Annotated in this window: 23 protein-coding genes and 1 tRNA gene; 15 read left to right on the top strand and 9 right to left on the bottom strand. The window is 60.7% G+C overall.

The annotated features are described in order from the left end of the window. Positions 1 to 26 precede the first annotated feature (26 nt). Positions 27 to 893, top strand: a complete 867-nt coding sequence (locus EEQ99_RS22640; RefSeq protein ID WP_047615803.1) for an endonuclease/exonuclease/phosphatase family protein — start codon at positions 27 to 29, stop codon at positions 891 to 893. A 34-nt stretch (positions 894 to 927) separates the two neighbouring features. Here the strand turns inward: EEQ99_RS22640 and EEQ99_RS22635 are convergent, their stop codons facing one another. The 4 genes from EEQ99_RS22635 to rplU form a co-directional block, all read right to left on the bottom strand. After that, positions 928 to 1515, bottom strand: coding sequence for a GNAT family N-acetyltransferase (locus EEQ99_RS22635; protein ID WP_127431132.1), 588 nt, complete (start codon positions 1513 to 1515; stop codon positions 928 to 930). Then, positions 1512 to 2168: a GNAT family N-acetyltransferase gene (locus EEQ99_RS22630; protein ID WP_047615800.1), complete on the bottom strand. Its 657-nt coding sequence runs from the start codon at positions 2166 to 2168 to the stop codon at positions 1512 to 1514. The genes EEQ99_RS22635 and EEQ99_RS22630 overlap by 4 nt, the downstream gene beginning before the upstream one ends. Positions 2169 to 2294: 126 nt before the next feature. Continuing rightward, positions 2295 to 2564: a 50S ribosomal protein L27 gene (rpmA, locus tag EEQ99_RS22625; RefSeq protein ID WP_003567620.1), complete on the bottom strand. Its 270-nt coding sequence runs from the start codon at positions 2562 to 2564 to the stop codon at positions 2295 to 2297. 33 nt (positions 2565 to 2597) lie between these two features. Next, positions 2598 to 2915 carry a 50S ribosomal protein L21 gene (gene rplU / locus EEQ99_RS22620; protein WP_003543907.1) on the bottom strand — a complete coding sequence of 106 codons (318 nt, stop codon included), beginning with the start codon at positions 2913 to 2915 and terminating at the stop codon, positions 2598 to 2600. Positions 2916 to 3220: 305 nt separating this feature from the next. Between rplU and EEQ99_RS22615 the strand changes: the two genes are divergently transcribed. Together EEQ99_RS22615 and EEQ99_RS22610 are read left to right on the top strand one after the other, a co-directional pair. Beyond that, a tRNA-Ser gene (locus tag EEQ99_RS22615) sits at positions 3221 to 3310 on the top strand. 302 nt (positions 3311 to 3612) lie between these two features. After that, on the top strand, positions 3613 to 5244 hold the full coding sequence (locus EEQ99_RS22610; RefSeq protein WP_028757234.1) for an ArnT family glycosyltransferase: 1632 nt from the start codon (positions 3613 to 3615) through the stop codon (positions 5242 to 5244). 60 nt (positions 5245 to 5304) lie between these two features. On the opposite strand, the gene EEQ99_RS22605 is transcribed toward EEQ99_RS22610, so the two are convergent. Next, positions 5305 to 5859 carry a DsbA family protein gene (locus tag EEQ99_RS22605; protein WP_028758422.1) on the bottom strand — a complete coding sequence of 185 codons (555 nt, stop codon included), beginning with the start codon at positions 5857 to 5859 and terminating at the stop codon, positions 5305 to 5307. A 36-nt stretch (positions 5860 to 5895) separates the two neighbouring features. Then, positions 5896 to 7332 carry a DUF6880 family protein gene (locus EEQ99_RS22600; RefSeq protein WP_127431131.1) on the bottom strand — a complete coding sequence of 479 codons (1437 nt, stop codon included), beginning with the start codon at positions 7330 to 7332 and terminating at the stop codon, positions 5896 to 5898. A gap of 200 nt (positions 7333 to 7532) precedes the next feature. Here EEQ99_RS22600 and EEQ99_RS22595 point away from each other — a divergent pair, with 200 nt between their 5' ends. Next, positions 7533 to 7787 (top strand): DUF2934 domain-containing protein, encoded by a 255-nt coding sequence (locus EEQ99_RS22595; RefSeq protein ID WP_028757237.1) that lies wholly within the window; start codon positions 7533 to 7535, stop codon positions 7785 to 7787. 33 nt (positions 7788 to 7820) lie between these two features. Here the strand turns inward: EEQ99_RS22595 and EEQ99_RS22590 are convergent, their stop codons facing one another. Together EEQ99_RS22590 and EEQ99_RS22585 are read right to left on the bottom strand one after the other, a co-directional pair. Then, a complete protein-coding gene (locus tag EEQ99_RS22590; protein ID WP_063473851.1) occupies positions 7821 to 8390 on the bottom strand; it encodes a GNAT family N-acetyltransferase in 570 nt (189 codons plus the stop codon). 161 nt (positions 8391 to 8551) lie between these two features. Beyond that, positions 8552 to 9196, bottom strand: coding sequence for a ThuA domain-containing protein (locus tag EEQ99_RS22585; RefSeq protein WP_063473850.1), 645 nt, complete (start codon positions 9194 to 9196; stop codon positions 8552 to 8554). A gap of 320 nt (positions 9197 to 9516) precedes the next feature. Between EEQ99_RS22585 and galE the strand changes: the two genes are divergently transcribed. Together galE and EEQ99_RS22575 are read left to right on the top strand one after the other, a co-directional pair. After that, positions 9517 to 10500, top strand: a complete 984-nt coding sequence (gene galE, locus EEQ99_RS22580; protein WP_028757679.1) for a UDP-glucose 4-epimerase GalE — start codon at positions 9517 to 9519, stop codon at positions 10498 to 10500. Beyond that, positions 10478 to 12025: an alkaline phosphatase family protein gene (locus EEQ99_RS22575; protein ID WP_097544583.1), complete on the top strand. Its 1548-nt coding sequence runs from the start codon at positions 10478 to 10480 to the stop codon at positions 12023 to 12025. Before galE ends, EEQ99_RS22575 begins: the two co-directional genes overlap by 23 nt. Positions 12026 to 12147: 122 nt before the next feature. Here EEQ99_RS22575 and EEQ99_RS22570 read toward each other — a convergent pair whose 3' ends face one another. After that, positions 12148 to 12645 carry a DUF1993 domain-containing protein gene (locus EEQ99_RS22570; protein ID WP_028757739.1) on the bottom strand — a complete coding sequence of 166 codons (498 nt, stop codon included), beginning with the start codon at positions 12643 to 12645 and terminating at the stop codon, positions 12148 to 12150. A gap of 372 nt (positions 12646 to 13017) precedes the next feature. Between EEQ99_RS22570 and EEQ99_RS22565 the strand changes: the two genes are divergently transcribed. The 9 genes from EEQ99_RS22565 to EEQ99_RS22525 all read left to right on the top strand — a co-directional run bounded on the left by EEQ99_RS22565 (position 13018) and on the right by EEQ99_RS22525 (position 23196). Then, the gene (locus EEQ99_RS22565; RefSeq protein WP_127431130.1) at positions 13018 to 13947 is read left to right on the top strand and encodes a sugar ABC transporter substrate-binding protein; all 930 of its coding nucleotides are present in this window, start codon (positions 13018 to 13020) and stop codon (positions 13945 to 13947) included. Between the two features lie 69 nt (positions 13948 to 14016). Next, positions 14017 to 15558, top strand: a complete 1542-nt coding sequence (locus tag EEQ99_RS22560) for a sugar ABC transporter ATP-binding protein (RefSeq protein ID WP_028757414.1) — start codon at positions 14017 to 14019, stop codon at positions 15556 to 15558. A 34-nt stretch (positions 15559 to 15592) separates the two neighbouring features. Beyond that, a complete protein-coding gene (locus EEQ99_RS22555) occupies positions 15593 to 16618 on the top strand; it encodes an ABC transporter permease (protein WP_028757415.1) in 1026 nt (341 codons plus the stop codon). Positions 16619 to 16860: 242 nt separating this feature from the next. Continuing rightward, positions 16861 to 17919 carry a dipeptidase gene (locus tag EEQ99_RS22550; RefSeq protein WP_028757416.1) on the top strand — a complete coding sequence of 353 codons (1059 nt, stop codon included), beginning with the start codon at positions 16861 to 16863 and terminating at the stop codon, positions 17917 to 17919. A 38-nt stretch (positions 17920 to 17957) separates the two neighbouring features. Beyond that, the gene (locus EEQ99_RS22545; RefSeq protein WP_127431129.1) at positions 17958 to 19601 is read left to right on the top strand and encodes an ABC transporter substrate-binding protein; all 1644 of its coding nucleotides are present in this window, start codon (positions 17958 to 17960) and stop codon (positions 19599 to 19601) included. A 19-nt stretch (positions 19602 to 19620) separates the two neighbouring features. Further along, complete coding sequence (locus tag EEQ99_RS22540; RefSeq protein WP_028757418.1) at positions 19621 to 20688, top strand: ABC transporter permease; 1068 nt, start codon at positions 19621 to 19623, stop codon at positions 20686 to 20688. Beyond that, positions 20685 to 21620, top strand: a complete 936-nt coding sequence (locus tag EEQ99_RS22535) for an ABC transporter permease (protein WP_028757715.1) — start codon at positions 20685 to 20687, stop codon at positions 21618 to 21620. The genes EEQ99_RS22540 and EEQ99_RS22535 overlap by 4 nt, the downstream gene beginning before the upstream one ends. Continuing rightward, positions 21617 to 22450, top strand: coding sequence for an ABC transporter ATP-binding protein (locus EEQ99_RS22530; RefSeq protein WP_028757716.1), 834 nt, complete (start codon positions 21617 to 21619; stop codon positions 22448 to 22450). Before EEQ99_RS22535 ends, EEQ99_RS22530 begins: the two co-directional genes overlap by 4 nt. Then, entirely contained in the window at positions 22447 to 23196 is a 750-nt protein-coding gene (locus tag EEQ99_RS22525) for an ABC transporter ATP-binding protein (RefSeq protein ID WP_127431128.1), read from the top strand. The genes EEQ99_RS22530 and EEQ99_RS22525 overlap by 4 nt, the downstream gene beginning before the upstream one ends. Positions 23197 to 23267 lie beyond the last annotated feature (71 nt).

Raw genomic sequence — 23267 nt, 5'->3', positions numbered from 1 at the left:
GGTTCCGACGGAGGTCAAAGATTATCGTGAATTTCGTGAGCTATAACATACAGTACGGCTTCGGTCTCGATGGCAGATACGATCTGCCGCGCATTGCCCGGAGCCTCGAGGGGGCCGATGTCATCGCGCTGCAGGAGGTGACCCGCGGCTTCTCCCGCAACGGTTTTGCCGATATGGCGGCTGATGTTGCCGCCTTCTTTCCCGACTATTTCTGGGTGTATGGGCCAGCCTGCGATATGCATGTCGAGGCAGCCAAAGAGGGGCTCCGGCCGGTGCCCGGCACGCGATTCCAGTTCGGCAACATGGTGCTGTCGCGCTGGCCTGTTATCTCCACCCGGACGCTGCTTCTGCCGCGCAGCCGGACGATTGGCAAGATCAACCTGCAGCGCGGCGCAACCGAGGCGGTGATCAAAGCACCCGGCGGCGCGTTCCGCGTCTACTCCGTCCATCTCGACCATGTCTCTGCCGACGAGCGCATCCGCCAACTGCAATTCCTGAACGCGCAGATCAATGCCTTCGTCCAGGAGGGCGGGTCGCTGACGGGAGGCGGCGAATTCGATCTGCCGGAGCCGCCGCTGCCGGAAGATTACGTCATCATGGGCGATTTCAACATGGAGCCGGAATCGCCGGAATATTGCGCGCTTGCCGGTGCCGGCGGCGGATATTACGGCCGTATCGCCAGGGTCGGCACGCCGATCGACGCCTTTGCGGCGCTCTCGGCCTATCGGCCGGGGAGCTACAGCTGGATGGATCCCGAAGATCACGGCAAACGCATGCATCTCGATTATTGCTTCGTCAGTTGCGGCCTTGAGGGCCGGTTGAAATCCGCCCGGATCGATACGCAATCCGAGGGCTCCGATCATTTTCCCCTATGGGTTGAGATCGGGGATTGAGGGAGACGCCGCCGGGGCGGCGTCTCCTTTTCGGTTATGCGACCTTCCGCGGCTGCAGCATGCCCGGCTGCAGCACGGTTTCGATGTGCGACACCATGGTGTTGCGGGCGAAACAATAGATTTCGCCGCAACCCGTCATGCGGAAACCGAGCTTCTCCTGTAGTCGCAGCGAGGCCGGGTTGTCGGCGAAGACGCCGGAATGGATCGGCGTCTCCGGCATGCGGCGCGAGAAGCGCTCGATGATCGCCGCCACCGCCTCGCTCATATAGCCGCGCCGCCAGTAGTAGCGGTTCAGCCAGTAGCCGAGGTGCCAGCGGCCGTGGCGCAGCTCGATCGAGACGTTGCCGATATGGACATCGTCCTGACCGGTGATCGCCAACGGCCAGTCGGGCAAGGTGCCCGAGGTGACCGGGATCAGCCAGTCCAGCGCATCCTGCCGGTCGAACGGCGCGGGTACGCGGGACAGCATGCGCGTGACCGCGAAATCGGAGAGCGATTCCGCGATCGCAGGCGCATCGCTCAGCCTGTGCGGGCGGAGCGTCAGCCTGGCGGTCGAGATGACCGGCGCGGGGCCGGGCATCATCGGCTTGAGCTCAGGCCTTTGCAGCGCGGTCGTGCTCATGCGATGTTCCCCCAGCTTCGGAGGGACATCCAGGTCTTGCGGTCGAGCCTGTACCATTCGACCGGCACGTTGCTGCCGAGCGCCAGCGAGGCAGCGAGCCCCGATCCCTGGAACTGGAAACCGCACTTCTGGATGACGCGGCGCGAGGCGACGTTCATCACCCGGCAGCGCGCATCGATCTGATCGACGTCCTGGCGGGTTCTGAACACCATGTCGACCAGGGCATGGCAGGCCTCGGTCGTATAGCCCTTGTTCCAATAGGGCTCGCCCAACCAGTAGCCGATCTCGACGGTTCTGCCGTCGGCATGCGGCTCGACGCCGCAGCAGCCGATAAAGGCGCCGTTTTCGGCCTTGGTGATCGCATAGACGCACTTGCCAATCTCGCCATTTTTCGTGCGACGCACGAAGTCAGCAGCATCATTGGCGGTATATGGGTGCGGCATACGCGATACCATGGTGGCGACTTTGGCGTTGTTGGCGAGATGGGCAAGGGCGTCGATGTCTTCTTCGTGGGGCGCGCGCATGACGAGCCTTTCCGATAACAAGACAGGGCAATCGGTCCTTAACCGCTCCGGCCTCAGCCGTTCTTCGGAAGACCGCTGGTCTTCCCGGGGCGACCGTGATTGGTCTGCCCTTAACAATTCGCCTTGCATGGTTCAGTCCTCCTTGAGGGGTAAAGAAAAAGGGGAGATGGCGCCCCATCTCCCCTGTTTTCTAGACTGAACCTGATACGGCCAGCCGGGTCGATGAGACGCCGGCTGTTTTTGAGCGCTACCGGCTTATTCCGCTGCTTCCGCTTTCGGCATGACAGACACGTAGACGCGACCGTTGGCCTTCGTTCGGTAGTTCACATTGCCGGCGGTAAGCGCAAAAATCGTGTGATCCTTGCCGAGGCCGACGTTGGAACCCGGATGCCACTGCGTCCCGCGCTGACGCACGAGGATGTTGCCTGCGATGACGGCTTCGCCGCCGAACTTCTTCACGCCAAGGCGCTTGGATTCGGAATCGCGACCGTTGCGTGAGGAACCGCCAGCTTTTTTGTGTGCCATTGGAGTTCTCCTTTAAACCTTGTCCCGTTGATCTTACTTGGCAGCCACGATGTCCGTGATACGGACGACCGTGTGATGCTGACGATGGCCGCGCGAACGCTTCGAATTCTGACGGCGGCGCTTCTTGAAGGCGATGACCTTCTTGCCGCGGTTCTGTTCGACGACTTCTGCCTTGACAGAGGCGCCGGTAACGAAGGGCGCACCGATCGCAGCGTCGGCGCCTTCGCCGATCACGAGCACTTCGGTGAATTCAATGGAATCGCCAGCGGTGGCTTCCAGCTTTTCGATGGTCAGCACGTCGTTGGCTGCCACACGGTACTGTTTACCGCCGGTCTTGATGACTGCGAACATTTTTTATCCTTTCATGTTCGTTCCAGCTCTCCTCGCTCGCTGAGCAAGGTGGCCGTCTTTTTATCAGTCGAAGTTAAGCAGGGATTTCAGAGGGAAACCTCGAACTCTTCCTGCCGGTGAAACGCCCCACGCAAGCGCAGGACAAGCAAGGCACGGATTTCTCCAAACCTATTGCGCAGCCGAGATACGCGAGCGACAAAAAAGTGTCAAGGCAAAAGGATGGAATGCTTCGACTTTTCGGCTTGCCAACCTGTCATATGCTCGTTATGAGAACGCCCGCGCCGAACAAGCGCCGACCAGACCGCGGAGAGGTGGCAGAGTGGTCGAATGCACCGCACTCGAAATGCGGCATACCTGCAAGGGTATCGTGGGTTCAAATCCCACCCTCTCCGCCATAACGCTTCAAGCGCATAATTTTCCTGCAAACCGCTGAAATACCGAGACATCAGAGCGGGAAGGCGCCGTAGCTCTTTCGGCGGACAAGCGGATGCCGGACTGCGGTGTCGCAGTTCCAGTGCGGATGCGTCAATAATCAATCTGGGCGAATTGCTTTTTAAGGCATTGCTGATGAAGTGCCGGCATGACAAAGCCGCCCCGCAAGCCTTCCAAGCCGCTGCTCGGTGAAGCCTACGAGCCGCTCCGCAGCCGACCGCACTGGCTGCGAGATCCCGCTCAGCCCAATCTTCCTCTCGATCCGATGCCGGACGACCCGGATTTGAACCAGGCCGAAGGTCAGCCATACCCGCAGCGGGCGACCGACCGGGACATGGCGGCTCGCAACTTCCTGAGCTTCAACACGGCGATCTTGCTGGGGATCTTGTTCATTGCGATCGTCTTCAGGTTCCACAAGATCACCTTGCCGCTGGTCGACGGCTTCAGCTGGCGCGAGGTCAGCACCGCAATGATGGCCGACAATTTCCAGCAGCGCAGCTGGAACATCTTCTTTCCGGAGGTCAGCTGGACCGGGCCCGGGCCAAGCTATCAGGGCCGCGAGTTCCAGATCGTCAGCTATCTCACAGCCCTGCTCTACCAACTGTTCGGCTGGCACGACTGGTTCGGCCGCATGGTTGCGGCCTTCTTCAGCCTGGTGACGGTGTTTTCGCTGCACAGGCTGACGGCGCGCTGCTGGGGCGAGATGCACGCCCACGCGGCAGCACTTGCCTACGCGCTGATGCCGGCGTCGATCATGATCGACAGCTCGTTTCTTCCCGATCCCGCGATGCTGGCCTTGGTCACTCTCGGCGTCTGGCTGTTCGTCAGATATTGGGCCGGCGGCAGCGGTTGGCTCTTGCCGTTCGCCACGGTCAGCTTCTCGCTCGGCGCACTGTCAAAGCCGCCAGGCCTCGCTGCCGGTGCCATTATCTTCTATCTGATGGTCTGCTGGATTCTGGAGAAGAAGTGGAAGCAGGCGAGTGGGGTCTTCCTGTCGGGGCTCCTGAGCCTGGCCGTCATCGGCGCTTATTTCAGCTGGGCGATTTATCTCGGCCGCAGCTATCCGCCGTTTCATGTCGCCGGCACCGGCGGCTATATCTGGGAGGATGGCTTCCGGACATACCTCAGAAACAGGTTCTATTTCCAATCCGCGTGGAACACCTCGGCTTTGTGGTTCTACGGCTATCCGTTCATGGTGCTGTTTGCGGTCGGCTTGTGGATACCGCCCAGACCTGCCGAAGACCCTAGGCGACGCACCCTTTCGCGCATTCCCTATGTGTGGCTGGCTGCGGCCGTGATCGTCTATCTGGCGGCGGCCGGCGAGATCACCGGCAATGTGTGGAACTTCCACATCTTCCATGTACCGGTCGCGATATTCTCAGGCCGCGGCGCGCTTCTTCTGGCAACCCTTGCATCGAGAACCGTTCTAACGCCGGCGGTCGTGCTTCGCTCGATCTGCATCGTGGCGGTCGCACTTGCCTGGTCGACCCTTCCCCTCGTCAGGACGATGAAGAAGCCAATCGCCATGAAGGGCAAGCTGCTTGGCGAGGAACTGGCGCGGCTGGCGCAACCGGGCGACCTCGTCGTCGCCATCGCGCCCGAGGTCGGCGATCCCGTCGCAATCTACTACAGCAGGGCGCGGGGCTGGGTGTTCCCGCCCGGCGGAGGCGATGAGGAATGGTCGAAATTCGTCGCCGATGACGCCATTGCGATCGCGCAGCTGGAGGAGTTGCGCGCGCAAGGCGCGGATCTGTTCGGCGTTGCCAAGAACGCCACCGACAAACAGGACCTGCTGTTCGTCGAGCATCATGACGGGGTCATCGACTATCTGGACAAGACCGCAACCAAGCTTGTGGATTCGGATGATTTGCTGGTCTACAGGATCACTCGTCCATGAGAGCCGACAACAGTCGCTGCGGGCGCTCTCATTGTATGTCAGAGCCGTTTGATCTCTGTTTTATTGTATTTTCTTCACCCAGACTCCGACCTCATCGCCGCTGCTCAGATCGGGCTGCACCAGCCCATCGATCATGAAGGTCGGCGAGACATGGATGCCGTTCTGCCGGGCATATTTGCAATGCCATTTGATCTCCCGGTCGAGATCCGGAATTGCGAAGGCCTCCTTCAGCCTGACGCCGCTGTAGGTTTCCAGGCGCTCGATGGTCTGGTTCGGCGTCACGTCCATGTTCGGGCCGCCGGCATGGCGTTCAAACTCGAAATCCTCGCGATGGGCGGCAATGGCGGCCATCACTTTCTTGGCTGTCTGCTTGCCGCCTTCCAGCGTTGAGGCTGCGATGATGCAGCGGACAAGGACGCCCGAATACATATGCCAGGGTTGCGACTGCAGACGGATCTTCACGGTGATCCTGTCTTCGCCGGCTCGGCTCAGCAATTCGTCGAGCTTGTTGAACGCCCTGACCGAATAAGGGCAAGTCGGCTCCAGAAAGGCTTCGAAGATGCGGGAGCCAGTTCCCCAGGTGAGCGGATCTGCGTGCCAGGCGGTGGTCGTCATGGGATTCCTCTCTGAAGGCAGGGTATTTGAAGCGACTTAGGTCACCAGGCTCCAGAAGCCATGCTTCTTGCCGTGCCGGCGCTTGAGGTCCGCGACATAGACGTCATGGGATCTTGTGTTGCCAAAGTCATCGATATGAGGCGTAAGGGACGCGCAGTCCGAAAGATGCCTTGCGGCGTGTTTATAGCGGCTGGGCCTGTTGTTATCGAGGGCGAAATCGATCATGGAGCGCAAGAGAATGGTCGCCGCGAGCGGATGTTTCTCCGCCAGAGCTTCGGCCGCCGGCGTCATCAGCTCATAGAGATCGCCGTCGAGTTCGGCTTTCCTGATCACCACCAGTTTTGCCGCCTCGGCAGGCGCCGGCCAATTCAGGAAAAAGGCAAGCGCCTGATGGACGTTCGGGAAAGCCCGGGCATGGGCAAATGCCTTCTCCTCGGCGTCGAGATCGTCGAAATCCGGCAGCCGCTTGAGGAAAGCCCTGAGATGCTCGCCATCCAGCGCCTGCTCGAAGCGCCCCCATCGATAGGTTTGGGCCTCTTCGGCGCGCCCCAGGGCCTCGAGCGCGGCGACGCGAGCGAGCTGCCATTCGAATGGCATGTTGGCCCAGCCTCTCGCGTCGGCCTCATCCAACGTCTCAAGCGCTTCTTTCGCCCGCCCGGCCGAGAGCAGGCGATTGGCGATATCGGCCGCAATCATCGGCGCCTTGCGCGTTTCCTCGGGGTGCTGGCCAATGTAGGCATCAACATCGCCCTGGGCGTCGGCAATTTGCTGTAAGGCCATGCGCACCGTCAGATCCCGGTGAGTGCCGTAGATCTCATCCTCGTAAATCGGGCCTCCCGCGCCCCAGCCGATGACCTTGCGCTCATCTTCCGCCGGCTTGTCCTTCGGCTCCTTGGACCATTGGACGAAGAGGGTTTTCAACCGATCGATACCATCCTTGCCGAGGGCCGGCACCATCGCCGCAAGCAGGTTGTCGTACTGGCCGTAACCATTGTCCTGCACGGCTTTGAACACCTTATCGGCCAGAACATTGACGTCAATTTTGACGAGCCTGGCGATTGCAGCAGCATCCTCGCAAGCCTGGTGAAAACTTTGGATCAGTGAGCCGCCGCGGTCGTTGGATCTTTCAAAGATCGAATCCGCCATTGCGAGGAACTGCCATATCAGTTCGAAAGCCTCCCGGGGATCATCGGCGGCAATCGTCTCTGAGATCGTCTTGCGTTGAGTTTCCAGATCGGTCTTCAGCGCCTTCGCTTTGTGCCAGTTTATGACGGTGCGAGCGCGGGTAATGCTGGCAAGCCGCTTTCGCACCTCACGCGCCACTTCGGCGCTGCCGTGATTGCCGGCAAGCTCCATTCGAAGCCGTCGCTTGTGGGCGGCGCTGCCCGTGCTGATCTCGATCAGCAGCTCGGCAAGGCGCTGGACACCGAGGGATTCGAGATTCTTGGCATTGAGTGTTGTCTTGGCTGCCATCGGTCATCGCTGTCGTTTCTGCGGCTGACCCTACCCTGGAGCCGGTACGAGGCCAAGGTCGGGGAATGCATGCGAGGGATAATCCCCTGCTCCTCGATATTAGCTAAAAACTAACGCTGCCTCGTAACGACTCCTAAAGCCGGTTTTGGCACCTTGTTGCCTGTCGAATATTGCTTCCAAATTTCTCGCTGGGGTTGATTATGAGTCATAATAAGGACGCCTGGGTCAGCCAGCGCGCTTATTCGCTGTGGGAATCGGAAGGCAGGCCGGATGGGCGCGGGGAAAGCCATTGGGCGCAGGCGCTACGGGAGTTCGAGCAGCTGGAGCTGACGAAGGCCTCGCCTGATGGAAATGATCTTATCGAGAAGCTGAAGGCCGCGGGGCGGCTGATGCGTGTCTATGACGAGACGGTTCCCGCCGTCGAGAATGACCGGCAGATCAAGGCGGTTCGCTAGCCTGTATTTATAATCCCTGGGTTGCCGAAATATTCAGCGGCATTCCAGGCGGACGATCGGCCTTGCCGGCAGGCGTCTTGCCACTTCGACGAAGCCGGCATCCAGAAACATCGAGAGCGCTCCCGGATAGAGCTCGGCTCCGTTCGAAGCGCGGGCTGCCTGATCGACGGGGTAGGCTTCGAGGCATTCAGCGCCATTCGCGTTTGCGAATTTGACGGCGTGTTTCAATAACAATCGCGACAGGCCCTGCCGCCGGAACGGTTTGCGGACGATGAAGCAATTGATCGACCAAACCGGCTTGTCGTCGACCGGCGCGAAGGGCTTTGAGCGGCGCAGCCGGTCGAATACGGCGCGCGGCGCGATACCGCACCATCCGGCCGGCTCGTTCTCGTGGTAGCCGAGAATGCCTGGCGGGCGCGGCCCGGCGACGAGGCTTCGAAACCAGTTGCGATTTCCCTCGCCCCATCCTGCCTTGTAGTCGGCATTCGGAAGATACCAGTAGGCGCAGCGACAATTCCGGCCGCCCGAGCAATCGTCGAACACCTCTTCTAGATCAGCCAGGCGGTCGGCGGTGGCGGGGAAGAAAGAGAAGCGATCCTGCATCCGGGCAAATTATGACGCAGACGGACGATCGGCAAGCGGTCGCCCGTGCCGGACGATCAGGCGAGGTTGCTCTCCAGCTTGAAATACTCATTCTTCAGCGGCCGACGTCGCCCGGCTGTCGCCGCCGGTCGGCATTCTCCGGCGCGCGGCCCGTCCTGACGCTACTGGCGTGCGGCCCAGCTCAAACCCCGCCGCAGGATGAGCGGCATATAGGGATGGTCGAATTCGGCAGCGATATGGCCGAGGGCGGAATAGAAGATGCGGCCGGCACCGAAATGGCGCTTGAAGACGACGGGCATCACGACATTGCGGGCCGCCGGATCGTAGGCACCGGTGAAGGTGGTGGTCGCAAGGATTTCGACCGTGGGATCATAGTGGAGATAATATTGCTCGGAACGGTAGTCGAAGTCGGGAATGCCCTCCATCACTGGATCGTCCTGGCGGGTGACGGCGACACGGAAGTCGATGATATTGCCGGGATGGGCCACCCAGGTGACGCCGGAAACATATCGGAAAGGCGCGCTTTCCTTGAAGGACGTGGCAAGGGCGCCGTGATGGCCGGCGAGCCCCAGCCCGCCGCGCACGGCTTCGACCAGGGCCGCGGCATGAGGCTTTTCGAGCGTTTCGCCGGTAATGATGGGCACCAGCAGATCGGCCTGCGCCAGCGTCGGTGATCCGAATATTCCGAGATCGCCGGTCACCTCGACCGTAAAATCGTCTTCACGCAGCAGGTCGGCGACGATATGAGCGCATTGCTCCGGCTCATGACCCTGCCAGCCGCCCCAAACGACCAATGCCTTTCTCATTCGTGCCCTCCCTGGCTGATGTTGCAGACCGTTGCATCACATGGTGGTACAAGGCCCTTAGATCGGGCGGCTATGCAAATCACGCGAATAATTTTCGAATATCGCCGATGCGGCCCAAATTGCGGGGCGGGCGGCGTCATTGTCGTTCGGCGTTGGAGTTGAAGTCATCGATAGGGCCGCCATGGCGACGAATCGCGCATCGATTGAAGTGGCATCGGCAATTGACGTATTGTCTGTTCACGCCGATCGCAGTTCTTTCTTTTTATTGACGTGTATCTCGTCTAGGTTTCCCTCATCTCTCACGAAGAATAGGGTGGTGCATGGCAGGTGAAACGGTTCTTGTTGTCGGCGGCGCCGGCTATATCGGGTCGCATACGTGTCTCGACTTGGCGAACAAGGGTTATACGCCTGTCGTCTTCGACAATTTTTCGAACGGCCATCGCGAGTTCGTCAAATGGGGGCCGGCCGAAGAGGGCGATATTCGCGATCGCGCCCGGCTGGATGAGGTGCTGGCAAAGCACAAACCGGCGGCGATCCTGCATTTCGCGGCGCTGATCGAGGTTGGCGAATCGGTGAAAGATCCGGTTTCGTTCTACGAGAACAATGTGATCGGCACGCTGACGCTGCTTTCGGCGGCACAGGCTGCCGGCATCAACGCCTTCGTCTTCTCCTCCACCTGCGCCACCTACGGTCTGCCGCAGAGCGTGCCGCTCGACGAGACGCACCGGCAGGTGCCGATCAATCCCTACGGGCGGACGAAATATATCGTCGAACAGGCGCTTGCTGATTACGACCAATATAAGAGCCTGCGCTCGGTGGTGCTGCGCTATTTCAATGCGGCCGGCGCCGACTTCGAGGGCCGGATCGGCGAATGGCACCAGCCGGAAACGCATGCGATACCCCTGGCGATCGACGCAGCCCTCGGCCGCCGCCAGGGTTTCAAGGTGTTCGGCAGCGACTACGAGACCCGCGACGGCACCTGCGTGCGCGACTATATCCATGTGCTGGATCTTGCCGATGCGCATGTGCGCGCCGTCGAATATCTGCTGAAGGGCGGCGATTCCGTCGCGCTCAACCTCGGCACCGGCACCGGCACGACAGTCAGGGAATTGCTCGGCGCGATCGAGGAAGTGTCGAACCGGCCTTTCCCCGTCGAATATATCGGCCGTCGTGAAGGCGATTCGCATACGCTGGTTGCCAATAACGACAAGGCGCGCGACGTGCTCGGCTGGGTGCCGCAATATGATCTGTCCGAGATCATCCGCTCCGCCTGGGCCTGGCATGCAAAATCCAACCAGCATTGAGAAGGCGCGCCGGCCGAACATCCTGCTGATCACGGCCGACCAGTGGCGTGGCGATAGCCTGTCGGCCGTCGGTCACGCTTGCGTAAAGACACCTGGTGTCGATGCGCTGGCGCGGGAAGGCACGCTCTTCCGGCGGCACTATGCCGGGGCGGCACCCTGCTCGCCGGCGCGGGCCACACTCTATACCGGCCTTTATCAGATGAACCACCGCGTCTGCCGCAACGGTTCGCCGCTCGATGCCCGCTTCGACAATCTGGCGCTCGCCGCCCGGCGGGCCGGATACGATCCGACCCTGTTCGGCTACACGGATACCGCGCCCGATCCGCGCGGCATGGATGCCGGCGATCCGCATCTGACGACCTATGAAGGCGTGCTGCCGGGCTTTACGGCCCGCCAGCTTCTGCCCGAGCATGAAAAACAGTGGCTCTCCTGGCTCAGGTCCCGCGGCCATGCGAATGCCGTCAGCCGCGACATCCATATTCCGGTCGGTGCCGAAGCAGGCGAAATTTCAAATGCGGCGCCGGCCTATTCGCGCGACGAGACCCAGACGGCGTTCCTGGCCGGCGAGTTCATTCGCTGGGTGGGCGAACAGGACAGGCCGTGGTTTGCACATGTCTCTTTCTTGCGTCCGCATCCGCCATTTTCCGTGCCGGAGCCGTTCAACCGGATGTTCAAGCCCGACGAGGGACCGGCTTTTGCCCGCGCTGCAAACCGCGACGCCGAACAGAATAGTCATCCTTATCTCGCCTACGAGATGCCACGCTCTGGCAAGGGCAACTTCATCTACGGGGCAACGGGGCCGCTCAGCGGCTGGAACGCTGAGGATTTTGCCGCGATCCGGGCGATCTATTACGGGATGATATCAGAGGTCGATGCGCAACTCGGCCGCATCTGGCAAGCCCTGAAGGATGCGGGCGCCTGGGACGACACGCTTATTGTCTTCACCTCGGACCACGCCGAGATGGCGGGCGATCACTGGATGCTCGGCAAGGGCGGTTTCTTCGACGGCAGCTATCATATTCCTCTTGTCATTCGCGATCCCGCAAGCAGTGCTGCGGGTAGGGTCGTCGACAAATTCACCAGCGCTGCCGATATTTTTCCCACCCTTTGTCAAAGGCTCGGCATCGACGCGAAGAACGGGCTCGATGGCCAGTCGCTCATGCCGTTTGTCAGGGGTGGGAGCGGACCGGGCTGGCGGGACGCGGCATTCTGGGAATTCGATTTTCGCGACATTGCGCATGGCGAGGCGGAGCGGCATTTCGGGCTCCGGTCCAACCAATGCAATCTGGCGGTGATCCGCGACGGACGGTTCAAATATGTGCATTTTACCGCATTGCCGCCGCTGCTCTTCGATCTTCTCAACGATCCGATGGAACTCGACAATGTCGCAGCGGATCCGGCCTATGCGGCGATACGGCTCGATTATGCCGAGAAGCTTCTGTCGCTGCGGGCACGGCATCTCGACCAGACGCTTGCCTATACCGAGCTGACGGAAAGAGGGCCGGTGACGCACCGACCCTGGTAGAGCATTGCCGTCTTCTTCGAATGACGGCAATGCTCTCTTTCTCTTTGTACGCAATTCCCGGCACAAGCGTTTCACGCTTTGCCTGGCAAAACCGCTGCACATTTTTGCTGGAATTGCTTTGTTCAGCCGAGATAATCGCGCTTGCCGATCGGGGCGCCCTGGTTGCGCAGAATGGCGTGAGCCGTCGCAACGTGGAAATAGAAGTTCGGCAGGGCGAAGGTGGCGATATATTCGTCACCGGGCAGCACGATACCGCTCTTTCCCGGCAGGGTGATCTGGCGGGTTTCCGTGCCTTCCAGCGCTTGGGCCGAGAAGCCGGCGAGATAGGCTTCGGTTTTTGCCAGGCGCTCGCGCAGGGCATCGAGCGTCGTTTCGTTGTCTTCGAACTTCGGGGCGTCGGTCGCGGTCAGGCGGGCGAGCGCGAATTTGGCGGTGTCGCTGGCGCGCTGATATTGGCCGGAGAGCGGCAGCATGTCGGGCGCAAGTCGAGCGGCGACCAATATGGCGGGATCGATATTCTTTTCCCTGGCATAGGCTTCGGCCTTGTCGAGGTAGGTTTTCAGGCTGGCGATGCCGCGCTGGAACATCGGAACGGTGAGGCGGTAGATCGAAATGGACATGTGTCCTGTCTCCAAAATCTTCAAATGATTGGGCCGCGGCAAAAGATCAAAGATGCCTGCGGCTCTGGGCCTGTCTTCGACCTCGCATAGATGGATGCTCGCTTCGTCTTTCACAACGGCGGAAATGCAGGTGCTGGCCGTGAAGGCCCACGGCATTGCGCTTCATCCATATCCGGTCGCCGCTAAAGAGGCTTGACGCCGTTCCCAGAAAATGGAATGAATATTCCGCAGGGCGGATTTGACGGTTTGTTTGTTCCGTTTTGCAGAGCGCCGCGGGAGAGGTGGCGCGGGGAAGTTGCGGCTTCAGGGCAAATGCCTGGAGCTCCGGCGTGAGGAGGGTGCAGCCGGGCACCGCTTTGTGGAGGAAGTGAAATGAAAAAGTTTATCCTGGGCACTGCGATGGCGCTCGTCATGTCGACGGCGGCTCACGCAGAAACCGTCGGCGTCTCGATGGCGAAGTTCGACGATAATTTCCTGACCGTTCTGCGCAACGGCATGACCGATTATGCAAAGACACTCAGCGGCGTGACGCTGCAGGTCGAAGACGCACAGAACGACGTGTCCAAGCAGCAGAGCCAGATCCAGAATTTCATCGCCTCCAAGGTCGATGCGATCATCGTCAACCCTGTCGATACCGATGCGACGACGGCGATGTCGAAGCTTGCGGCCGATGCCGGCATTCCGCTGGTTTACGTCAACCGTCAGCCGGTCAATGTCGACACGCTGCCGGAGAAGCAGGCTTTCGTCGCCTCCAACGAGCAGGAATCCGGCACGCTGGAAACCAAGGAAATCTGCCGCATTCTCGGCGGCAAGGGCAAGGCCGTGGTGATCATGGGCGAGCTCTCCAACCAGGCTGCGCGCATGCGCACCCAGGACATTCATGACGTCGTCAAGACGGATGAATGCAAGGGCCTGGAGATCGTCGAAGAGCAGACGGCCAACTGGGACCGCACCCAGGGCGCCGACCTGATGACCAACTGGCTCTCCAGCGGCATCGAATTCGACGCCGTCATCTCCAACAACGACGAAATGGCGATCGGCGCCATCCAGGCGCTGAAGGCAGCCGGCAAGGATATGACCAAGGTCGTCGTCGGTGGCGTCGACGCCACCCAGGACGCGCTTGCCGCCATGCAGGCGGGTGATCTTGACGTCACCGTGTTCCAGGATGCCGCCGGCCAGGGCAAGGGCTCGCTCGATGCGGCGCTGAAGCTTGCCAAGGGCGAAAAGGTCGACAAGAAGGTCTATATTCCCTTCCAGCTCGTCACGCCTGAGAACGTCAAGGACTTCGTCACCAAGAACTGAGGCGAATGCCAAGCAGGATGCGGGCCTTGCCCGCATCCTTTCCGCCTGTCCGTATCCGGAGGAGATGATATGGCCGTCAGCCCGACAACCATGGCCGCCGTGCGCGCCAGTGGTGCAGTTCCGAATGCGGAATATCTCTTGAGCGCCGAGGGCGTTCGCAAGGAATTTCCGGGTGTCGTCGCGCTCGACGACGTGCAGTTCCGGCTGAAGCGCGCCTCGGTGCATGCGCTGATGGGCGAAAACGGCGCCGGAAAATCGACACTGATGAAGATCCTCGCCGGCATTTATATCCCCGACAAAGGCGATATCCGCCTGAAAGGGGTCGAGATTCGGCTGAAATCTCCGCTCGATGCGCTGGAGAACGGGATTGCCATGATCCATCAGGAACTGAACCTGATGCCGTTCATGACGGTCGCGGAAAATATCTGGATTCGTCGCGAACCGAAAAACCGCTTGGGTTTCATCGATCACGGCCTCATGCATCGCATGACCGAGGAGCTGTTTGCCCGGCTCAATATCGAGATTGATCCCGATATCGAGGTCCGGCACCTGTCGGTCGCCAACCGGCAGATGGTCGAGATCGCCAAGGCGGTTTCCTATAAGTCCGACGTGCTGATCATGGACGAGCCGACCTCGGCGCTGACGGAGCGCGAGGTCGAGCATCTTTTCCGTATTATCCGCGACCTCAGGGCCCAGGGCATCGGCATCGTCTACATCACCCACAAGATGAACGAGCTTTTCGAGATCGCCGATGAGTTCTCCGTCTTCCGCGACGGCCGATATATCGGCACGCATGCCTCGACCGACGTCACCCGCGACGACATCATCCGCATGATGGTCGGGCGCGAGATCACCCAGATGTTTCCCAAGGAAGAGGTGCCGATCGGCGAGGTCGTGCTCTCCGTCAAGGATCTCTGTCTCAAGGGGGTCTTCCACGACGTTTCCTTCGATGTCAGAGCCGGCGAGATCCTCGGCGTGGCAGGCCTTGTCGGTTCCGGCCGATCGAATGTTGCCGAAACGCTGTTTGGCGTGACGCCGGCAAGCTCCGGCTCGATCGAACTCCACGGCAAGCCGGTGACGATTTCTTCTCCGACCGAGGCCATCCGTCACCAGATGGCGTTCCTGACCGAGGACCGGAAAGATACCGGCTGCCTGCTGATCCTCGATATTCTCGAGAATATGCAGATCGCCGTTCTGCAGGACAGATACGTCAAGCGCGGCTTCGTGCAGCAGGGCGCTATCGAGGCAACCTGTGAAGACATGGCAAAGAAACTGCGCGTGAAAACGCCCAATCTTTACGAGCGGGTGGAAAATCTTTCGGGCGGCAACCAGCAGAAGGTGCTGATCGGACGCTGGCTGCTCACCAATCCGCGCATCCTTATCCTCGACGAGCCGACGCGCGGCATCGATGTCGGCGCCAAGGCGGAAATCCACCGGCTGGTCGTGGAGATGGCGCGCAACGGCGTGGCGGTGGTGATGATCTCGTCCGAGATGCCTGAGGTTCTCGGCATGAGCGACCGCATCATGGTCATGCATGAGGGACGCGTGACCGGTTTCCTCAATCGCGACGAAGCAACGCAGATCAAGGTGATGGAACTGGCTGCGCAGTGATGCGTCACCGGCAATCGCCCAAGGGAGGTTTGACATGACTACCAAGGCAGCAGAGGGCGGAGCCCCGCTCGCAACCCGGCAAAGGCGGCGGCGCATACCGACCGAGCTCAGCATTTTCCTCGTGCTCGTCGGCATCGCGCTCATCTACGAGGTGCTCGGCTGGATGTTCATCGGCCAAAGTTTCCTGATGAATTCGCAGCGCCTGACGATCATGATCCTTCAGGTCTCCGTCATCGGCATCATCGCCGTCGGCGTCACGCAGGTCATCATCACCGGCGGCATCGACCTTTCGTCGGGCTCTGTCGTCGGCATGACGGCGATGATTGCAACAAGCTTCGCCCAGTCGTCGACCTGGGGACGGGCCGTCTTTCCGTCGCTGACCGACCTGCCGGCTTTCGTGCCGATCATAATCGGCCTGCTGATCGGAGCGGCAGCCGGTCTGGCGAACGGCGCACTCATCGCCTATACGAAGATCCCGCCGTTCATTGCAACGCTTGGCATGTTCGTTTCGGCCAGAGGTGTCGCCAAGTGGTATACGAAGGGACAGCCGGTTTCCGGGATCACCGAACAGTTTCATTTCATCGGAACGAAAGCCTGGCCGGTTGTCGTCTTCCTGGTCGTTGCGCTGATCTTTCACATTGCGCTGCGCTATACCCGCTACGGAAAATTCACCTATGCGATCGGCGCGAACCCGCAGGCGGCACGCGTGTCCGGCATCAACATCGAGGCGCATCTCGTCAAGGTCTATGTGATTGCCGGATTGCTTGCCGGTCTCGCCGGGATCGTCACGGCGGCACGTGCTGAAACCGCACAGGCCAGCATGGGCGTCGGCTACGAACTCGACGCGATCGCCGCGACCGTCATCGGCGGCACCTCGCTGACCGGCGGCGTCGGGCGCATCACCGGCACCGTCATCGGCACCATCATCCTCGGCGTCATGACCTCCGGCTTCACCTTCCTCAGGATCGACGCCTATTACCAGGAGATCGTCAAGGGTCTCATCATCGTCGCGGCTGTCGTCATCGACGTCTACAGACAGAAGAAACGACGCAAGCACTGATCTCTCATGGTTTTTTACGGGGGCTTCGGCCCCCGTTCTGTTTTCCGCACCATGACGGATTTTAAAAAAAGGGGTGGCGAATCCCGTCAGCTTTTCTATTCTGCCGCTTCATTCGCCCTCTACGGCGCCGCGCGTCTGAAAAGACGCGCTACGGAGGCTGTAGCACTTTGAATGCTGCATAATTTGTCCTTAAATCGATTCCGATTTAAGGAATTATGCAGTAGGGCAGCGCAGGAAGACAGATGCAATTCGTATTTGACGGTCACAACGACGTTCTCCTTCGACTCTGGACACATTCAAAAGACGGCAGCGATCCGATCGCAGAATTCGCGGACGGCACGACGGTCGGCCATATCGATGCGCGTCGGGCCAGAGAGGGCGGTCTTTCCGGCGGTCTCTGTGCCATCTACATTCCCTCGGGCGATCTCGTCTTCGCCGATCCGGATGCCAACGGTCGCTATATCACGCCGATGGCCGCCCCCCTTGATCCGCTGCCTTCCCTTGCCATTGCCAATGAAATGGCGGCGATCGCGTTGCGGCTCGACCAGGCAGGCGCCTGGCGGCTCTGCCGGACGGTGAAAGACATCCGCGGCGCCATGGTGGACGACATTTTCGCCGCCGTCATGCATATGGAGGGCTGCGAGGCGATCGGCGCCGATCTCTCGGCACTCGAGGTATTCTACGCAGCGGGGCTGCGGTCGCTCGGGCCGGTCTGGAGCCGGCACAATGTCTTTGGTCACGGCGTGCCCTTCGCCTTCCCGATGTCGCCGGACACAGGCCCCGGCCTGACCGATGCCGGCTTCGCACTGGTCAGGGAATGCAATCGCCTCGGGATCCTGATCGATCTGGCCCATATCACCGAGAAGGGTTTCTGGGACGTGGCGAAGACGACGGACCAACCGCTGGTCGCCAGCCACTCCAATGCCCATGTGCTGACGCCGGTCGCACGAAACCTGACGGACAAGCAGCTCGATGCGATCCGCGAAAGCCGCGGGCTCGTCGGCATCAACTATGCGACCGCCATGCTGCGTGCCGACGGCCGCTCGGACAGCGATACGCCGCTTGCCGACATGATCCGCCATATCGACTATCTCGTGAACCGCATCGGCATCGAATGCGTGGCGCTCGGATCGGATTTCGACGGGGCCACCATTCCCGAGGAAATCGGTGATGCGGCTGGCAATCAGAAGCTGATTGCCGCTCTCAAAGAGGTTGGCTATGCTGATGCCGACCTCGCAAAACTTGCCCGTGAAAACTGGCTTCGCATTCTGGCCCAAGCTTGGCGGGAGGACCGCGCCTAAGCCTTTCCTAATCCAATCAAAAAACAGGGGAACAGATCATGATGATGACCAAACTCAGCCGCAATTTTCGCATGCTTTCCGCCGGAGCCGCGCTTTCGCTCCTGATGATGGCGGCACCCGCCGCCTTCGCCGAGACGCCGAAGGATACGCTGGTCGAAGGTTTTGCCATCGACGATATCATTACGATGGATCCGGGCGAGGCTTTCGAGCTTTCGACCGCCGAGATTACCAGCAACAGCTACAGCCTGCTCGTCCGTCTCGACATGGACGATACGTCGAAGGTGAAGGGCGATCTGGCCGAGAGCTGGAGCGTTTCCGATGACGGCCTCACCTATACGTTCAAGCTGAAGCCCGGCCTGAAATTCGCCTCGGGCAATCCGATCACCGCCGAAGACGTCGCCTATTCGTTCGAGCGCGCCGTCAAGCTCGACAAGAGCCCGGCCTTCATCCTCACCCAGTTCGGCCTCACCGGCGACAACGTCACGGAAAAGGCCAAGGCGGCTGATGCCGGCACCTTCGTCTTCACGGTCGACAAGGCCTATGCGCCGAGCTTCGTGCTGAACTGCCTGACGGCAACCATCGCTTCCGTCGTCGACAAGAAGCTGGTGCTGGAACACGTGAAGGCGGTGACGCCGGATGCCGAGCACAAATACGACAATGATTTCGGCAATGAATGGCTGAAGACCGGCTATGCCGGCTCCGGCGCCTACAAGCTGCGCGAATGGCGTGCCAACGAAGTCGTCGTGCTGGAGCGCAACGACAATTATTACGGCGACAAGGCGAAGCTCAACCGCGTCATCTACCGCTACATGAAGGAAAGTTCTGCCCAGCGGCTGGCGCTCGAAGCCGGCGATATCGATATCGCCCGCAACCTCGAGCCGGGCGATATCGACGCCGTTTCGAAAAATGCCGATCTCGCGACGACAAGTGCGCCGAAGGGCACGATCTATTATGTCAGCCTGAACAACAAGAACGAGAACCTCAAGAAGCCGGAAGTCCAGGAAGCTTTCAAATATCTGGTCGATTACGATGCGATCGGCGCGACCTTGATCAAGGGTATCGGCGAAATCCACCAGACCTTCCTGCCGAAGGGCCAGCTCGGCGCGCTCGACGAGAATCCCTATAAGCTCGATGTCGCCAAAGCCAAGGAACTGCTCGCCAAGGCGGGCCTGCCCGACGGTTTCTCGGTCACCATGGATGTGCGCAACAACCAGCCGGTGACGGGTATCGCCGAATCCATGCAGCAGACGCTGGCGCAGGCCGGCGTGAAGATGGAAATCATCCCCGGGGACGGCAAGCAGACACTGACCAAATACCGCGCCCGCACCCATGACATGTATATCGGCCAGTGGGGTTCGGACTATTTCGATCCGAACTCCAATGCCGATACCTTCACCGGCAATCCCGACAATTCCGATGCCGGCACGGTGAAGACGCTCGCATGGCGCAACAGCTGGGAAGCGCCGGAACTCGACAAGCAAGCCAAGGCCGCACTTCTGGAACGCGACGCCGCCAAGCGTGCCGCCATATATCAGGATATCCAGAAGAAGTACCTGGCCAGCAGCCCCTTCGTCTTCATCTTCCAGCAGACCGAGGTGGCCGGTTACCGCAAGAGCCTGAAGGACTTCAAACTGGGTCCGAGCTTCGATACCAATTTCGTCGGTCCGATCGCCAAGGAATAATCCGGCAGGATTGAGGGGCTTGAGCACCGTCGAAACACCACAGGAGGCGCGGCCCCGAAGGGGCCGTGCCAGCGCCTTCGCAAAGGCGCTAGGGCGGTTCCTGTTTGCCGCTGTCACTACCTATTTCGGCCTGTTGGCCGTCACCTTCTTTATCGGCCGCGTCGTGCCGATCGATCCCGTGCTCGCCATCCTCGGCGACCGCGCGCCCAATCATGTCGTCGAGCGCGTACGCCAGGAAATGGGCTTCAATCTGCCGCTCTATCAGCAGTTCTTCATCTATATCAAAGGCATCCTATCCGGCGATTTCGGCAATTCGGTCCTGACGACCAATCCTGTCATGGTCGATATTCGCCGTGCATTTCCGGCGACGGTGGAGCTTGCAACGCTCGGAACGCTGATCGGCGCTTTCGTCGGCGTGCCGCTCGGCGTTCTCGCCGCGGTGCGCCGCGGCAGCATCGCCGACCAGGTCGTGCGGGTCATCGGCCTGATCGGTTATTCGGTGCCGATCTTCTGGCTGGCGCTGATTTCGCTCGTCATCTTCTACGCGCAACTGCGCTGGGTGGCCTTTCCCGGCCGCATCGACATCGTTTTCGAATACACCTTCACGCCGATCACCGGCTTCTATCTCCTGGACAGTGCCTGGCAAGGACAATGGGATGTCTTCTACGATGTCTTCCGCCACATCATCCTGCCGGCATCCCTGCTCGGTTATTTCTCGCTCGCCTATATCAGCCGCATGACGCGCAGCTTCATGCTGAACGAGCTTTCCCAGGAATATATCGTTGCCGCGCGCGCCAAGGGGCTTTCGGAAACGCGGGTGATCTGGGGCCATGCGCTGCGCAATGCCGCCGTGCCGCTCGTCACCGTGATTGCGCTTTCCTATGCCGGCCTGCTCGAAGGCTCGGTGCTGACCGAGACCGTCTTTTCCTGGCCGGGCATCGGACTCTACATCACCAATTCGCTGCAGAACGCCGACATGAACGCCGTGCTCGGCGGCACGATCGTCATCGGGACGGTCTTCATCGGCATCAACCTTCTGTCCGATCTTCTCTACCGGACGCTCGACCCGAGGACGCGAAACCGATGACGGCCTCCGCCAGCCCACCTCCTGCGATGAGCCGCCGCGACTGGCTGCTTTCCGACCGGCCGCAATCGCGCCTGCAGGCTCGCCTCGGCCGCGCCTATGTCACTTGGCGGCAGTTTACGGCAAACAGGCTCGCCGTCCTCGGCCTGCTGATCATCGTGGCGCTGCTTTTGACCGCCGCCTTTGCCGATGTCATCGCCACGCATAATCCCGTTGTCGGCGATCTGCGCAATGCCCGGCTGCTGCCGCCGGGAACCGGGGAATTCCTGCTCGGTTCGGACGACCAGGGCCGCGACATCTATTCACGGCTGATCTACGGATCGCGATTGACGCTGCTCGTCGTCGCGCTCGTCGCCATCATCTCGGCGCCGATCGGGCTGATCGTCGGCACGGTCTCCGGTTATGCCGGAGGCTGGGTGGATGCGACGCTCATGCGCATCACCGATATTTTCCTGGCCTTTCCGAAGCTGGTGCTGGCGCTCGCCTTTGTCGCAGCCCTCGGGCCTGGCATCCAGAACGCGATCATCGCCATTGCCATCACCTCCTGGCCGCCCTATGCCCGCATCGCGCGCGCCGAGACGCTGACGGTCCGGCGCTCCGACTATATTTCGGCGGTGAAGCTGATGGGCGCCTCGCCGCTTCGCATCATCGTGCGCCATGTCATGCCGCTCTGCATTTCCTCACTGATCGTGCGCGTAACGCTCGACATGGCGGGTATCATCCTGACGGCGGCCGGTCTCGGTTTCCTCGGCCTGGGCGCACAGCCGCCGCTGCCGGAATGGGGGGCGATGATCGCCTCGGGACGGCGCTTCATCCTCGATCAATGGTGGGTTGCAGCGATGCCCGGCATCGCCATCCTCATCGTCAGCCTTGGCTTCAATCTCCTCGGCGACGGCCTGCGCGATGCGCTCGATCCGAAGGAGAGTGGCCAATGACGACACTTCTGACGGTTGATAAGCTCAAGGTCAGCTACCCCACGCGCACCGGCGTGATCGAGGCCGTGCGCGGCGTCTCCTTCACGCTCGGCAAGGAAAGGCTCGGCATTGTCGGCGAATCCGGTTCCGGCAAGTCGCAGACCGGACGGGCGATCATGGGCCTGACGCCGAAACACGGCGTCGTCACGGCCGAAAGGCTGAATTTCAGCGGCATCGATCTGATCAATGCCCCGGCCGGCGAAAGGCGCAGGCTGCGCGGCAAGCGCATCGCCATGATCCTGCAGGATCCGAAATATTCGCTCGATCCCGTCATGTCGATCGGGCGGCAGATCTGCGAAACGCTGCGCACGCATGAGAAGGTCGGTAAGGCCGAGGCGCGCGAGCGCGCGCTCGCCATGCTGGAAGCGGTGCAGATTCGTGATCCCCAGCGTGTCTTCGACCTGCATCCGCACGAGGTGTCGGGCGGCATGGGACAGCGGGCGATGATCGCCATGATGCTGATTGCCGGGCCAGAATTGCTGATTGCCGACGAGCCGACCTCGGCGCTCGACGTGACGGTCCAGCTCGACGTGCTGAGGATCATGGACAGGCTGGTGTCCGAGCGTGGCATGGGGCTGATCTTCGTCTCCCATGATCTGAGGCTGGTTTCTTCCTTCTGCGACCGCGTCATCGTCATGTATGCCGGAAAGATCGTCGAGGAGCTCGCGGCCGCCGATCTCAAACATGCGCAACATCCCTATACGCAAGGCTTGCTGAATTGCATGCCCGAGATCGGCTCAAACCGTCACCCGCTGCCGGTGCTCGACCGCAGGCCGGAGTGGGCGGCATGAGCGCAGCTCTCCAAGTCGACGATCTCAGCGTCGTCTACGACCATTTTCATGCGCTGAAGGATGTCAGCATCGCCGTCGAAGGCGGCGAATCCTTCGGTCTCGTTGGCGAGTCCGGATCGGGAAAATCGACCTTGTTGCGGGCTGTTGCCGGACTTGCGCCGATCAGCGGCGGCGCGATCAACATCAATGGCGAAGTGCTGAAGGGTTCGAAACGCAGCAAGTCTTTCTATCGCCGCGTGCAAATGGTCTTCCAGGATCCTTATGGTTCTCTGCATCCGCGCCAGACGATCGACCGGCTTCTGCTCGAACCGCTCGCGATCCATGGCATCGACGACAGCGACAAGCGCATCGCTCGCGCACTCGACGAAGTCGGCCTCGGCAATGGTTTCCGGTTCCGCTATCCGCACCAGCTTTCCGGCGGCCAGCGGCAGCGCGTGGCGATCGCCCGGGCGCTGATCGTGGAACCGTCGATCCTGCTGCTCGACGAGCCGACATCGGCGCTCGACGCCTCGGTGCAGGCCGAGGTGCTGAACCTGCTGGAGCAGATCCGACGTGACCGCAAGCTCACCTTCGTGATGGTGAGTCATGATCTCGGCGTCGTCACCCATATGTGTGAAAGGCTCGCGGTAATGCGCAACGGCGCCGTCGTCGAGCGGCTGAGCTCTCAGGAACTGGCGGGCGGCGCGGTTCACGAGGACTACACGCGAAATTTGATGATCGCGAGCAAGGGTTTCGTCAAAGCCTGAACGGCAATCTTTTCAAGCCCTTGAAAAGGAAAGATCGATAGCGGCGTTAAGGATAACGCTTTGCTAAAAGA

It is taken from the genome of Rhizobium anhuiense (genome assembly GCF_003985145.1).
GTDB classification, from domain to species: Bacteria; Pseudomonadota; Alphaproteobacteria; order Rhizobiales; family Rhizobiaceae; genus Rhizobium; species Rhizobium anhuiense.
This window is presented reverse-complemented; position numbering and strand designations above follow the sequence as displayed.